We start from the raw sequence: 14,941 nt of genomic DNA, 5'->3' as shown, positions 1-14,941 counted from the left end.
AGATGGATTACGAAAACAATAAATCAGAAAAACTTATGAAGTTAATTGCTAAAAAAGATCTTCTATTGATACTGTTTATTTTTGTTGCCTTAAGTGGCTGTAAGAAGCTTTACAACTTTCCAGATGAGAAAGATTATCTGAGTAATAATGTAAACTTTAGCAATAAGATCCTTGAGCCGATTATTGGCAGAAATAATCTAATCGGTGGCTTTAACGGAGATAACTCTACTCAGCCAATCACCTTTGAAATTGTAAATCCACGCTGGGGAGATGGAAGAGTAGTGACTGATATCTTTCAGAAGGTGCCCACATATGTATGGACTGCTCCCTATACAGGTTTAGAAAAATCCTTGGCTGAAATCGAAGCCAAAAGAAAAATTGAATCTCATCAGCTTTTTGAGATGCGCCCTTCAGGAGAATTTATTCTTTGGGGGTCGTCAACCAATCAACTGGTTTCCCCGCGACCAACCGACAGTACAAATTTTGCGCAGGATACGCGTTTCTTTGATGTTAAGGTGAAAAATTCGGGCGGGGAAAGACTGATTCGTGACTTTCAGATCAGACCATGGCGGGAGCGTCCGTATGAACCCTCAAATGATATTAATTTATATAGCGGATTGCCTGCGCCAGACCCAAAATTTCCTTTAGATAAAACGCTCAGGGATTATATACGTCCATTTTTAACCAATGTAATTGGCGAAACGTCAAACCAGGCACTGGTTAGTAACGACGATAAAAAAGATGTGGTTGTATATATCCGTCCGTTTTCCGGCGGTAACGGACATTCGCTTAGAATTAAGGTGTTAAATAAAGATCTGGTTGAGATCAATCCGGCTTTCTTCAATGAGACTGTATGGGATAAAATGATTCATGGATTTAATTTCCAGAAAACTGATAAGTATGTTCAGTATGACGTAGCCTATCCGATTCCCCTGGTTGAAATTCCAACCTCTTATGCTACAGGTGGCTCCAGAGCAAGGGTAAATCTAAGCTATTCAAGGGGTGCTTTCGGTGGAGGTCGTACCGTGGCCAACTTTGGTATCGATTTCGCCATCTACAAGGCAGGAGACTGGGAAATTGTTTTTCACTTTAAAACAGAGAATCCAAAATTCGCTAGCGAATAGGGTAACGTTTAACGCTATTTATTATGAAAAGAAATATACTTTTTTATATCATACTTATTGTATGTATAATCTGTGGTACTCATGCTTATTCACAGCAAAAGACCATGATTCTCAATGGTAAGGTTGTGGATAAGGAAACCAAACAAGGAGTTCCTGGGGTTTCTGTAATTCTTGAGGAGACCAATAAGGGTTTGACACAAACAAGTGGTAGCGGACAGTTTACTGTCAATGTACCAATAGGGTCAACGCTATTATTTAAATTTTTGGGTTTCAATACCCAAAAATATAAAGTTACCGGCTCGAATAATGTGACAGTTACTATCAGTGAAGATCGTACTGCACTTGATGATGTAATCATTGTGGCATACCAAAATCGGTCGAAACAGACAACGACCGGTTCCTCAGTGTTAATCCAAGCTAAAGAAGTTCAGGATATTCCGGTATCAAACGTCGAGCAACTGCTTCAGGGTAAAGTGCCAGGATTGAACATACAAAATAACACTGGTGCTCCGGGATTCAGGGGATCTGTACAGGTTCGTGGTTTGTCCAGCCTGACAATTTCAGGCAGTGGTAATGAATCTTTCTTGCAGCCTACCTCACCATTATACATCATTGATGGCGTGCCACTTGATGCAGACAAGGCTGCTGAATTCGGTTTTCAAACTCAGGGACCTGGTGTGAGCCCACTCTCGCTCATACCTCAGGAAGATATTGAGAATATCCAGATTCTAAAAGATGCACAGGCCACCGCAATGTACGGGTCAAGAGGGGCTTACGGTGTTATTATCATTACCACCAAGAGAGGTAACTCTAAAGTTCCGAGAATAAGATATGTAACCAATGCTTTCGTGAATGCCCCGCCAAAACTTCGTGAAACTTTGGGTGGTAACTCCGAGCGACAATTGAAGATTCAGCAGATCATTCTCAATGCATCAAATGTGGATGATATACGAAGAATTTCCAACACTCCATTCTTGTCGGACAGCTTAAATGCTTACTGGAATAATTCCACTGATTGGCAAAGTGTATTCTATCAAAGCACCTACAATCAAAGTCATAACCTGGCGTTGGACGGTGGTGATCCGAAGTTTAACTACAAGGCGAACGTGGGCTATTACACAGAAAAAGGAGTAATCAAAAATACAGGTTATGATCGTTACAACCTTAACATGAACATGGAGTTCAAACCCAACGACAAGTTCAGGTTCTTCGGTTTCATTAATGGATCAGTAGGTAAGCAGAATAAAGGTAATGGAGTAGGATTATTGCAATCAGGTGTTGCTCAAAATGGCCAGGCATCCAGTTTACTTCCCCCGCCATCATTTTATCAGGCATCAGGAGGTGTACTATCTGCATTGCAAACGTTAAATGATAACAATTCCCGAAACTTAAGAACAAATGTGGAAGCACGCTATGAATTCATTCCTGGTCTGGCTGCCTCGTCAACATTAAGTTACGATTATACATCTGATACAGAATCGACATTTACCCCTGCCGCCGCAAATGGCCAGTTTTCTAAACTTTATGATTATGTGGGTAGAAACTACCAGTTGTATAACCGTAATGGTATTACATATGCTAAAACCTTCGGTGATAAGCACAACCTGTTTATAAACACATTTAACGAAATTTATAAACAAGGAAAACAAGCTGGTATTACTTTACAGCAAAGAACGCCTAACGACCAATACCAGGGACCTGTAGGTTATGATGCTTATTACTCCAGAGGGGGAGGTGTATTAGAGAATTATAGGAATGCTACTATTGCATCTTTTGCTGGTTCCGTTTCATACGACTATGACAAAAAATACGTAGCTGAACTTTCTTATCGTCTGGATGGTACCTCGTCAACTGGTTTAGATAATCCGTATTCTAAAAATCCTTCAGTGGGTTTGAGATGGAACTTCAATAAAGAGAACTGGTTAGCAGATAAAAAATGGCTATCTTATGGTAGTTTAAGATTAACCTGGGGACAAAATATTGTTCCAAGCGGTAACCTGGAAAGCATCTACGGGATTTACAATCTAAACGGCAACTTCAACAATAACCCTACGATTGGAATCAACTATAACATCATTCCTAATCCATCTCTTAAACCTACTACTACCAGTCAGTATAACCTGGGCTTTGACTTAGGTTTATTCAATGAGCGTGTAGCAATCAACTTCGATACCTATTATAAAAAGGTTGACAACCTACTCTATGAAAGCCGCTTATCCAATATTACAGGCTTTAATATTTTAGCTAGCAATGACGCTGCTATTGCCAATTATGGTACTGAGGTGATGATCACTTTCAGGCCTGTAGTAAAAAAAGATCTTGATATCTCAATTTCTTTGAATGGAGCAATTAACCGGGATGTATTGCTTCGTCTCCCTTCAGAATATAATGGGCAGGATATTCGTTTTGACGACTCCGGGTATTTACAACATGTAGTTTACCGCGTTGGAAGAAATACTTTGTCAAACTATTTACGCATTAATCAGGGGGTATATAAAACTGATGGAGATGTGCCTGTAGATCCGGTTACCGGAAAGAGATATCAATCGAACGGACAGTTTTTTCTTGGTGGGGATCCAATACTGAAAGATGTTAACGGCGATTATATTCTAGATGACAGGGACTATGAAATCACCGGCAATTCACAGCCATTGATTACAGGAGGTATCTCTACCAATATCAGATATAAGAACTGGGGGTTAAATATCTATGCTGTTTATACTGCAGACCGTACAATTTTGAACAATGCTCTCGCAGATAGGATAGCAATTATGCGCGACCCATTCTCTCAAACATCAGTGGTGCCATTAAATGATCTTAATATCTGGAAAGCTCCGGGTGACATGGCAAAATATCCATATCCATACGATTATAAACGTTACAATCAGATTCAGCCTTTAAGAGCTGATCAAACCCTGTGGCAAGAAAGTGGCAGTTACCTGAAGATCAATAACGTCACTCTTTCATACATGTTCGATAAGAAACTGATCAGGCGGTTCGGGCTAAATCAATTGAGAATTTATGCCTCTACAAATAACCTGATAACGTTCTCTAAATATAGCGGACCAAATCCGGAAAACGTAACCACCCTGGGAAGAGATATTTCCACGGGGTATCCGGTTCCACGTACTTATAATATTGGTTTAAACTTAGAACTTAATACAGGCAACTAATCTACTATTGTTATGAAAAAAGTTATTATATATACATTACTCTTAGTGGCATCATTCTGTTTGCCATCGTGTAAAAAGTTTCTTGATATCCAGCCTTTGGATAAATTATCAGGAAACAACTTTTTCCAATCTAAGGAAGATGTGGTTGCAAACATTTACGATTTATCGAGAATTGTTTTTGGGAAATACAACGAAACACATTTTATTGGCGCCACAGGCGAATACAGGTCTGGCGAGGTACAATATGAAAGTCAATCGGACCATGCACCAGCACGTGCATTTGTCGAATATTTGGGTAGAAATGATTTGTTAACTGTTCTTAATAATTCCTTTCCGTGGTCGAGTGACATTAATTACAATTTCAATTCAATTACTGACTGGCGGGCTTATTATCAAGCTATTCAGGGTGCAAACATATTAATCGCCAAGTTGGATGAAGGCGTTTCGGGTGTAACGGAAACAGAAAAAAATGCATTTAAGGCTGAAGCAGCATTCATCCGCTCACTGAGCTATTTTATTATGGTGCGCCTTTATGGTAATGTGGTCTATTACACTGATGCTTTTCATGCTACACCCCTTCCACGGGAGAATTTTGTATCAGTATTAAATAAATGTATTGCCGATTTAAAAACCCATAAAAACAATATTGCATGGACTTATACTGACCCATCCATTAAAGGAGTGAGGGCAAACCGTGGAAGCATAGTTGCTTTAATCATGGAGATGAATATGTGGAATGCAGGTTTTGATCCGGGAAATGCCAATAAATATTACCAGGAAACTGCTGATTTAGGAAAAGAGCTAATTGCAAGTAAGGCGTTCAGGCTATTGCCGATCTCCGAATGGGCAACAGTAATTAAAGGAAGGTCAGATGAAAGTTTATTCGAGTTTTACAGAAGTATCAACTATGGAGATGCCAATTCAAGTGTATCACCAATTGCTGATATGTTTATTCACTATCCCTATAAGCGGCCGGAATATACCCACCGCGTGAGCTTTGCTTATTATCGTGGAGAGTACATGCAAAAGCTTTTTCAAGATGGAAGCGACAGAAGGATAACCGCATGGTTTAACGAGGATATTTTTGCTGATAACGGAAAGTTTATGTTGTTAAAATACGCGCAGAATGCATTTGCTACAGGAGAAGAGAATGCCAATCCAGATAATACTTTTATGGTTTTCCGTTACGGTGGCGAAATTCTGCTTGCCGCAGAGGCGCTTGCCGAACTTGGTCAGGATGCGGATGCGATCACTATGGTGAATATGATTAGGGATCGTGCCCAGGCCTCAAAATACTCAGGCGGCGGCGGTTCAGCACTTAAAGATTTCATTTTTTATGAACGATCGAGAGAATTGATTGGTGAAGGGCACCATTATTTTGATTTGGTTCGGACAAAAAGGATTTTAAGTAACCAATGGTCTTATAATGTTTTAACGGCTGATAAATTCAATCGCGGGGCATGGACATGGCCATTAAATTCGAATGCCAGAAATAATAACCCTTACGTAGTTTTAAATGACTATTGGGTAAATGGTGGTAATTAATTGATTAGAAAAGATTAAGATATGAAAAAGCTAATAATGATATGTGCAGCATTTTTACTGGTCTTGAGCGCCTGCAAACGTGATGAGTATTATATAGATGGTGGCAAAGCAAATCCAGATTATCAGGGGAATATGCTGCAATACCTGCAGGCTAAAAAAGTGCCATTTGATACCGTGGCCCAAATTGTAAAACTTGCAGGGATGGAGAAACAGTTCAGTAGTGAAGACTTTACCTTTTTTGCCTTTGATGATGATGTAATTAAAAGGACGATTGGGACTGTTCGAACAAACGGCCTTAACAATTTACTGTTTTATTCAGGCAAAGATACGGTGAAAACCCTTGATCAGATCTCACCGCTAATCTGGAAAAAATACCTTCAGCGTTATATGTTTAAAGGAGTAAATCGTTTGAAAGATTATACCCAGATTGACCTGGGGCTGAGATCGATTTATCCCGGAGCTTTATACTATGATTACAATAATACTGTGTCAAATATTGGAGTTTCCTTTGGTGATGCGAATGGAATCAGATATATCGGTTACCGAAACCTGGTATTTTCCTATATCCCCGATATCTCGAAACCCAACGACAACTGGATTTCTGTGAACATTGCATCATCGGATATCAAGCCTACCAACGGTGTTGTACATTCGCTAGCTTATTCCGGAGCTTATTTAGGCTTCAGTTTGTATGAGTTTTTCAATGATGTGTACACTACTGGTTTAACTCAAAGTACATCCAAATAATAAGGTTTAATATTAAAGGAATTTGAACATGAAAAAAATTAAATACATTCTTACGATATTTTTCCTGATTGGCTTGATCATTCAAGGCTGTAAAAAGGAAGAAGAACTTGGAGAAGAGCCTTATGTTGTAGGCAAACAGCCGCTCGGAGTTTTGATCAGTCAGACAGCGCCACCTGTTCCGGCAGAAGGAATAGTGGGAACTACTGTTACCATTAAAGCAACTGGACTGATGCCTTTTAAAGATCAGCTGACCTTTATGTTTAATGGTGAAAAGGCGGAAGTTGTGAGTGTAACAGCTACAGAAATCACTGTAAAAGTGCCCGCAGCCGGCAGTACAGGAAATGTTTCCATTGCCATTGGCGATCAATTGGTTGTAGGGCCGCAATTTACGGTAACAGGTCTGGTGAAAAATGACATCACCTGGAAGGCGAGCCTGGGAGCAAACGGATATGTAAGTCAGTTCTATGAAATGAATGATGGCCGGGCAATTGTTGTAGGCTCTTTTACCAATTATGACAATAAGGGAATTGTAACTCCGATAAATAGAATTGCAAGGGTTTCTTTGGATGGCGAGTATGACCGAACCTTCAGAACCGGACGCGGAGCCAATGGTTCGCTTTCCAGAGTGATGGAAATTGGCGGACGCTTCATCATTGCCGGAGGTTTCAGCGGCTATAACCAGCGCACAGAAAACATCAGTAACATCACCAGTTTGTTTCCTAATGGAGCTATTGACACAGTTTACATCCGCACACAACGCAGACCCACATTAACCGATACCACAACGCATAAATGGTTTCCAAAGTTCAACGGTGGAACAAATGCATTCATCAATCGTGTTTATCCTCATCAAGGCAAAATTTTGGCTACCGGAAGTTTCAGATACTATGTAAAAAGAGATTACCGTAGAGCGAATTATGATAATACCAGAGACACCGTGATTATGGATAGTACGGATATCAGGCAAATCCTACGTTTTAACTTAGATGGATCGCTGGATAAAACTTTCCGTTTCAACACAGCGACCAACAAAGGAGGTGTTAGTGCAAACGGACCTATTGATACTTATATGCACACTGATGCTACAAACTTTGAAAAGCTAATGGTATGGGGTAATTTCAGCACTTTTGATGATCAGCCTGCTGTAAGAATATTGCGCTTAACAGCTGCAGGAGCTAAAGATCCATCGTTTAATCCAGGCACTGGTGCCAACAACGGTATTGGGTCTTTAACTTATAATGCTACCACCAGGAAATATTTAATTACCGGGACTTTCACTCAATATAACGGTAAACCAGCAAATGGTATTGCATTATTGAACGAGGACGGATCATTAGATGAATCGTTCAGTGCAAAAGCCTATGAAGGGGGATATCCATACTTTGCCCGGCAGCTTTCTACAGGTTTAATTGTTGTGGGGGGCGATTTCAGAAAGTATGATAACATCACCAGAAATGGATTTATGATTCTCACCGCTGCAGGAGCGCTTGCTCCTGGTTATAATACTACCGGCCCTTTCAATGGCGGATTATCTGATGTGATTGAAACTAAATCAGCCGATGGTAAGAAAGCATTATTGCTGATTGGTGGTTTTAATCGCTTTGATAACCAGCCCTATAATAATATTATCAGAATGACTATTGAATAACTGGGACAGAAGCCTAATCAAATATAAAAGATGAGCAAGATGAAAAAATATAAATTATTGTTCGGCCTTATGGCCACAATGATGACCATTGCAATATTTTCCTGTAATAAAGATTTCGATAGAACTCTTACCGAGAAAGATGGGACAGATACCACAAATGTCAGGTATGGAAATCGGAAGGTTTTGTACTTAGTTGTTGATGGAGCAAGAGGCCAGTCTGTGTCAACTGCAAACATTCCGAACATTACAGCCCTACTCCCAAATGCTATCTATAGCTGGGTTGGCCTTAATGAACCAGAGGTAACGTTAGATGCCTCCAATTGGGCCAGTATGCTTTCTGGTGTGAAGAAAGCCAAGCACATGGTGACTAACAATGATCTAACAAACAATAATCTACAGAACTATCCGGCAGTTTTTAAACGGATAAAGGACAACAGATCAAGTATTAAGATAGCCTCATACACATCTTCGTCGGTGTTCCAAAAGCTTACTGCTGATGCAACTATTAACAGTTTATTAACTAATGACGACGCTGTTAAAGCTGCTGTGATTAACCAACTCAATACAGACACCGCTTCCGTTATTTTAGGTCATTTTACTGACGTTGAAAAAGCAGGAGCTTCTGTTGGCTATGATAACTCCTTTCCAGCCTATAAAACTGCGATTGAGAAATTTGATTCGACCGTAGGAGAGATATTAGCAGCGCTGAAAAAACGCGCTAATTATATTAACGAAGACTGGCTAGTTGTTATCGCTTCAAGCGATGGTGGAGCGTACGCATTGCCTGCTAATTCAGATGACCAAACCATTTTCAGCAAGCCTGCTAATAATGCATTTATCATTTATTATAGCCCTACCTATCAAAAAAGGATTATCGTTAAACCCTTTACTGGAAACCGCTACCTGGGGAAATCCATCAAGTTTGTTGGAGAAGAACCAAGGGCTGAAATTTCAGGGGAAGATGCTGCGGTTTACAATATTGATGATACCACCAAAATGACTATAGAACTTAAAGTTAAAAAGAACCAGGATATATTCAGGTGGCCCAGTGTTTTAGGCAAAAGAAATGAATGGTCAAGTGGACATCCTAGTGTAGGCTGGGTAATATATCTTGAAGAAGGGTATTGGTATTTTGAGTGGCGCGGTACTAAAGACAGCGATTACAAGCAATGCCGTGGCGGTGATATTAGAAAAGGCAGATGGGAAAATCTTTCGGTAAAACTGGAGCAAAGGGGAAATCAACGTTTTATACGAACTTACACCAATGGTGTTTATAATAATGAGGTTGAAATTACTGCTTCAGGATCTTTGGCTAACTCAAACCCGCTAAAACTCGGATTTTTAAATGGATCAGGTCATGGTGTTCCAGATTTTTATGTAACTGATATCAGATTTTTTAAACTCAGTGTTCCTGATGGAGTAATTGGTAACTATGCTTGCGAAACATCGATTGACCAGAGTCACCCATCCTATAACTATTTAGTGGGTTACTGGCCGGCAACTGACGGTAACGGCAATAAAATGGCAGATCTTTCCTCACAGGCTCATGATTTTACTCTTATAGGTGCGTTTACCTGGGAAAATTTCAACGATTTAATCTGTCCTCCAGATGCAAGCACACTGGCCGTATTGGTTCCGCAAACGTCAGACATTCCTTCCCAGATACTCAATTGGCTAAAAATCGCCAACAGGCAAACCTGGGGACTTGATGGTAGAGTTTGGTTGGATCAGTAAGTAATATTTGATAATTAATATATCAGCAATGAAAAAAATTATATACTCCGTTTTTGTAGTATTCACCACCATGGTGATATTCTACTCCTGTAAAGAATCTCAAATAGAGGATTTAAAACAGCCTGATGCAGCTACAAGAAGTATTACAGGTGAAGGAATCTCTGTAGGTAATGTGAGCATTGATAACCAGTTCGTAAAGGTTCCATTTAAAATATCATTATCTGGTGTCGCTGAAGAAGCCTTTCAGGTGGGGTTAACTTTAAATAATGATACGGTAACCCAGTTAATCAACAACGGAACCCTGACCAATGCAGTGTTGATGCCTACAGGGTCAGTTGAATACCCGAACGTTATCAATGTAGCTTACGGAGCTGATAATGGTGAAGGAATTGCTACGGTTAGACGAGCCGCTCTTGAAAAATATTTTGGTAAAAAAGTTGTATTTGCTTTAAAGCTTTCAGCGCCCGGAAAAGGAAATAAAATAGCTTCCGGAAAATCGACGATATTGGTTGTTATTAATACCGCTGATTTACTTAAGGCAACAGATATTCATTACCTCACTTTAAACGGTGGTGGGGTTTTCAATGTTGTACAGGGGTCAAATTATATTATCGGTCCTGCAGGGGTAACTATTCCGCTGGTGGTAAGTTTAGAAAATACACCAACCGGTGCCTTTAATATCAGTATTAAAGACAACGTCGACACCATTGCTACATTAGCTCGAGCAGGCACCATTCCGTCAAATTCGATTCACCTTGCAGCAAGTGACTTTGCGTTGGACACTTTAGTGCGTTTTGCAACCGGAGCATCAAGTGCAACGGTACGTTTATCTATACCATGGCCAGTTTTCGATGCCAATATTAGTGCGAACAAAAGGTTTGCCTTTGCGCTAAGTATCAAGCAATCTACGAATCATGTTATACACCCAACTAAGAGCAAAATAATTGTGGTAGTTGATCCCAGTGTGAATCTGGATAACAACTCTTATATCACCGGTAACGGTACCGGTTTAATTGCAAAGTACTATACCAATTATCAGTTAGATCCAGATGATGGAAGAGCGCCTTTCGTAACCAGAATCGATGAGAGTATCAACTTTAGTGGCGATGGATGGCCTGATGGCGTTAAGAACAGTGCAAACGTTTCTTTAAGTCGCGACAACTTTGCAAGCAGATGGACAGGCGAATTCCTGGCTCCGGTTCGTGGAACCTATACCTTTTACCAAACACGCTGGGATGATGGTTCGAGATTATACGTGAATGGTGTTGCTTTGGTCAACGACTATACTACCCAATGGGATAAGGATACCAGAAAAGGGACCATATTTCTTGAACGGGGCAAAAGATATAGGATAGAAGCTCACCACAGAGAAAATGTCGGTGGTCAGCAAGCTTACCTGGAAATTGAAGTGCCCAATGTTTTAAGCAAACGTGTTATACCAAAAAGTCAACTATTTCCTACGCCTTAAAAATTGACAGATATGAAAAATAATATAAAAAAATTGTTCAGCGTATTTTCGCTATTGCTGCTCATTGTGTTGTTAACCGTTAAATGTAAAAAAGATGAGGCAGTGGAAATTATTCAGGAGATTGAAGAACCAAAGCCAGTTGTGGCTTTTGATTATGCCCTGCCAGACCCCACCAAGTTCCTGGAAGTTAAATTTAATGCAACACCGCAAAATTATAAATCGCTTCTATGGCAATTTGGTGATGACAGCACATCAGTTGAAGTTTCACCCAAGCATGTTTACCGGTTTCCAGGGAAGTATCACGTAGTTTTAACTGCCCGAAACGGACAAGGGTATACCGCTGTTAAAGAAATCGATATTACAGTGGTTGACCCAACAATAAACTATTCTATTTGTGGAGAAAATTATATTCAGACCATTGGAGGCATATTTTCAGTAAATTTAGAGGCCGGGGCTGGTCCGGATAGTGGTGAGGGATCCAAGAAGCTAGTGGATGGTGATACGAAAACTAAATTTTTACAAGCAGGATTCGATGGCACTCAGCGATGTACATTTGAGTTAAGAACTCCGCAGGTTGTGGGAGCCTATACATTAACCTCAGGTAATGATGCAGCAGACCGTGATCCTAAATACTGGATTTTGCAGGGTTCAACGGATGGTATTCAATATCGGGATTTACATACAGTAACTTCTTGCCCTTGGGAAAATACAAATACTGGAACAAGCAGAAATCAAACGAAACTATTTCATTTTGACAACTATGTTGCCTATAAGTTCTACCGTCTTTACATTAAACAGACCAGATCTGCAAGGGTATTTCAGCTATCGGAATGGACCATTAATAAAAAACAACCCTAGTTAACGCTCTGGTTTTACATGCAAGTTTGGAAATACATGGGGCATAAAACCTCATGTATTTTTGCATGTCAAGCAGAAATTACAATGGATAGCAGATAAATTTTTATACATTAGTAAAACGTTTAACTGCTTCTATTTTCTAACCGAAAACACACACACAATTATGAATAGAATTAAAATTTTTAAATTATTAGGGATAATCGGCTGCGTCTTTTTGAGCGGTTTACTCCATGCTCAGGAGCGAAAGGCGCCTTCCTATCCATTGATTACACACAACACTTATTTTAGTATCTGGTCCAATACAGATGAACTCACCGCTTCTTCTACAGCGCACTGGACTGGTGCAGACCAATCCTTATTGGGATTAATAAATGTTGATGGTAGTATTTACAGATTCTTAGGCAAAGAAACGCCAAGCTATAAAACGGTATTAGAAACTTCTGACGAGAAAGGTTATGAGGTAAAATACACAGAAAATAATCCCGAGGGGGAGTGGAATGCATTTAGCTATTCTGCAACCGGCTGGAAAACCGGTTCTGCTCCTATAGGTGATGATGTAAAGAATGTTAAGACGTTATGGAAATCTCATGATATTTGGGTAAGGAGGAATTTTACTTTAGCAAATCCCGCTTCGATAAACGAACTTTTCCTGAAAATTAATCACGATGATAATATTGAGGTTTTCCTGAATGGTAAAAAAGTATATGATAAGGAAGGATGGACCAATAGCTTCCAATATATAGCACTCAGCAATAGTGGTAAAAATGCATTAAAAGCAGGCCAGAACGTGATTGCTATCCACCTTTTGAATACTGCAGGTGGACGTTATCTTGACTTCGGTTTGGTGAATAAAGAGAAAGATGATGCGCAAAAAGTTCAGTTGGCTAAACAAAAGAGTGTTGATGTGAAAGCCACGCAAACCATTTATAATTTTACCTGTGGTAAAGTTGATTTGAAATTAACTTTTACTTCTCCGCTTTTAATGAATGATTTGGGACTGTTTGCAAGACCTGTGTCCTATATTACCTATCAGGTTAAGGCTAACGACAGCAAAACCCACCAGGTAAAAGCATACCTAAGTGCCTCATCGAATATTGCCGTATATAGACCCTCACAGGAAGTTAGCGCAACAAAATATGCGACCGCTAATCTATCTGTGTTAAAAACAGGAACTTTAGAACAACCTGTTTTACAAAAAGCAAGTGATGACATGCGTATTGACTGGGGTTACTTCTATGTGGCAACTCCAAAAACCTCAGGAAGCATTCAATTTGTAACCAGCGAGAAAGATGCAGCTAATGCTTTTAGAAAGGGAAATGCGGCATCAACAGCAAAACAAGGGAAGATGCTGGCATTAAATACCATTATTCCTTTTGGTAACGTAGGGAAAAATGCAGTGGAGAAATTTGTGGAGCTGGGATATGATGAAATTTATTCAGTTCAGTATTTCAATAAGAACTTAAGACCATGGTGGAACACTTCGGGTAAAGAAACCATTGAAGGACAACTAAGTGATGCTGCAGTACAATATAAAGCGGTAATCGTTAAATGCGAGGCATTCAATAAGTCTGTTTATGCTGATGCTTTAAAATCTGGTGGTAAAGAATATGCAGATTTATGTGTTTTAGCTTATCGTCAGAGTATTGCTGCTCATACTTTGGTAAAAAGCCAGCAGGGCGAAATTTTGTGGTTATCTAAAGAGAATAATAGTGGCGGCTTTATTAACACGGTTGATGTTACTTATCCGTCTGCGCCTCTTTATCTAATTTACAATCCATCTTTGTTACAAGGCATGCTCAATGGTATTTTCTATTTTAGTGAAAGTGGAAAATATCCTCATCCATGGGCTGCTCACGATTTAGGAACCTACCCTCTGGCAAACGGTCAGACTTACGGTGAGCCTATGCCGGTAGAGGAATCCGGTAACATGATTATATTGACTGCTGCGATTGCAAAAGCACAGGGGAATGCTGATTATGCGAAACTACATTGGAAAACGCTCACTACCTGGGTTGACTACTTAACCAAAGAAGGCTTAGATCCTAAAACACAATTGTGTACTGATGATTTCGCCGGGCACCTCGCAAGAAATGCAAATTTATCAGTTAAGGCGATAGTTGGTATAGCCTGTTATGCACAAATGGCTGAAACGCTGGGCTATAGGGAAACAGCTACAAAATATAGAGCTATCGCCGAAAGCATGGTGCCAAAATGGATTGAAATGGCAGAAGCCGGAGATCATTATGCGCTTACCTTTGATGATAAAAATACCTGGAGCCAAAAGTATAACCTGGTTTGGGATAAAGTACTAAACTTAAATTTGTTTCCACAGAAAATCTATAATACCGAAACAGCTTATTACCTGAAGAAACAAAACCGATATGGGATTCCACTGGACAGCAGAAAAGCATATACTAAAAACGACTGGATTTTATGGACGGCTACCTTTGCTCCAACACGTGAAGATTTTGAAGCTCTGGTACATCCGGTTTACAAACATGCCATTGAAACTGAATCAAGAGTTCCCCTGAACGATTTTTATGATTCCAATACCGGGATTCGCGATAATTTTAAAGCTAGAAGTGTTGTAGGAGGCTTTTACATGAAAATGTTTGCTGATAAATTGAACGGCCAATAGATAACT

The 14,941-nt window shown here is 39.8% G+C and carries 9 protein-coding genes; all 9 read left to right on the top strand.

Features of this window, described 5'->3' with window-relative positions:
- The first annotated feature begins 2 nt into the window (after positions 1–2).
- Positions 3–1,124: a DUF5007 domain-containing protein gene (locus AC570I_RS11965; protein WP_053058343.1), complete on the top strand. Its 1,122-nt coding sequence runs from the start codon at positions 3–5 to the stop codon at positions 1,122–1,124.
- 23 nt (positions 1,125–1,147) lie between these two features.
- Entirely contained in the window at positions 1,148–4,297 is a 3,150-nt protein-coding gene (locus tag AC570I_RS11960) for a SusC/RagA family TonB-linked outer membrane protein (protein ID WP_047798917.1), read from the top strand.
- 12 nt (positions 4,298–4,309) lie between these two features.
- Complete coding sequence (locus AC570I_RS11955; RefSeq protein WP_497405607.1) at positions 4,310–5,842, top strand: RagB/SusD family nutrient uptake outer membrane protein; 1,533 nt, start codon at positions 4,310–4,312, stop codon at positions 5,840–5,842.
- 21 nt (positions 5,843–5,863) lie between these two features.
- On the top strand, positions 5,864–6,589 hold the full coding sequence (locus tag AC570I_RS11950) for a hypothetical protein (protein WP_053058342.1): 726 nt from the start codon (positions 5,864–5,866) through the stop codon (positions 6,587–6,589).
- A 28-nt stretch (positions 6,590–6,617) separates the two neighbouring features.
- Positions 6,618–8,237, top strand: coding sequence for a DUF5008 domain-containing protein (locus AC570I_RS11945; RefSeq protein ID WP_497405606.1), 1,620 nt, complete (start codon positions 6,618–6,620; stop codon positions 8,235–8,237).
- A 39-nt stretch (positions 8,238–8,276) separates the two neighbouring features.
- Positions 8,277–9,971, top strand: coding sequence for an alkaline phosphatase family protein (locus AC570I_RS11940; RefSeq protein ID WP_497405605.1), 1,695 nt, complete (start codon positions 8,277–8,279; stop codon positions 9,969–9,971).
- Between the two features lie 28 nt (positions 9,972–9,999).
- Positions 10,000–11,439 (top strand): PA14 domain-containing protein, encoded by a 1,440-nt coding sequence (locus AC570I_RS11935; protein ID WP_497405604.1) that lies wholly within the window; start codon positions 10,000–10,002, stop codon positions 11,437–11,439.
- A gap of 12 nt (positions 11,440–11,451) precedes the next feature.
- On the top strand, positions 11,452–12,297 hold the full coding sequence (locus tag AC570I_RS11930) for a PKD domain-containing protein (protein ID WP_053058341.1): 846 nt from the start codon (positions 11,452–11,454) through the stop codon (positions 12,295–12,297).
- Between the two features lie 163 nt (positions 12,298–12,460).
- Positions 12,461–14,935 (top strand): glutaminase family protein, encoded by a 2,475-nt coding sequence (locus AC570I_RS11925; RefSeq protein WP_497405603.1) that lies wholly within the window; start codon positions 12,461–12,463, stop codon positions 14,933–14,935.
- Positions 14,936–14,941 lie beyond the last annotated feature (6 nt).

The sequence above is a fragment of the Pedobacter sp. A2324 genome, assembly GCF_059693705.1.
Note: the sequence above shows the minus strand (reverse complement) of the source record. Positions and strands in the feature narration are given on the sequence as shown.

Bases quoted from the DNA above. Each gene is read 5' to 3' on its own strand.
- AC570I_RS11965 (WP_053058343.1), top strand. From the start codon at position 3: ATGGATTACGAAAACAATAAATCAGAAAAACTTATGAAGTTAATTGCT.
- AC570I_RS11960 (WP_047798917.1), top strand. From the start codon at position 1,148: ATGAAAAGAAATATACTTTTTTATATCATACTTATTGTATGTATAATC.
- AC570I_RS11955 (WP_497405607.1), top strand. From the start codon at position 4,310: ATGAAAAAAGTTATTATATATACATTACTCTTAGTGGCATCATTCTGT.
- AC570I_RS11950 (WP_053058342.1), top strand. From the start codon at position 5,864: ATGAAAAAGCTAATAATGATATGTGCAGCATTTTTACTGGTCTTGAGC.
- AC570I_RS11945 (WP_497405606.1), top strand. From the start codon at position 6,618: ATGAAAAAAATTAAATACATTCTTACGATATTTTTCCTGATTGGCTTG.
- AC570I_RS11940 (WP_497405605.1), top strand. From the start codon at position 8,277: ATGAAAAAATATAAATTATTGTTCGGCCTTATGGCCACAATGATGACC.
- AC570I_RS11935 (WP_497405604.1), top strand. From the start codon at position 10,000: ATGAAAAAAATTATATACTCCGTTTTTGTAGTATTCACCACCATGGTG.
- AC570I_RS11930 (WP_053058341.1), top strand. From the start codon at position 11,452: ATGAAAAATAATATAAAAAAATTGTTCAGCGTATTTTCGCTATTGCTG.
- AC570I_RS11925 (WP_497405603.1), top strand. From the start codon at position 12,461: ATGAATAGAATTAAAATTTTTAAATTATTAGGGATAATCGGCTGCGTC.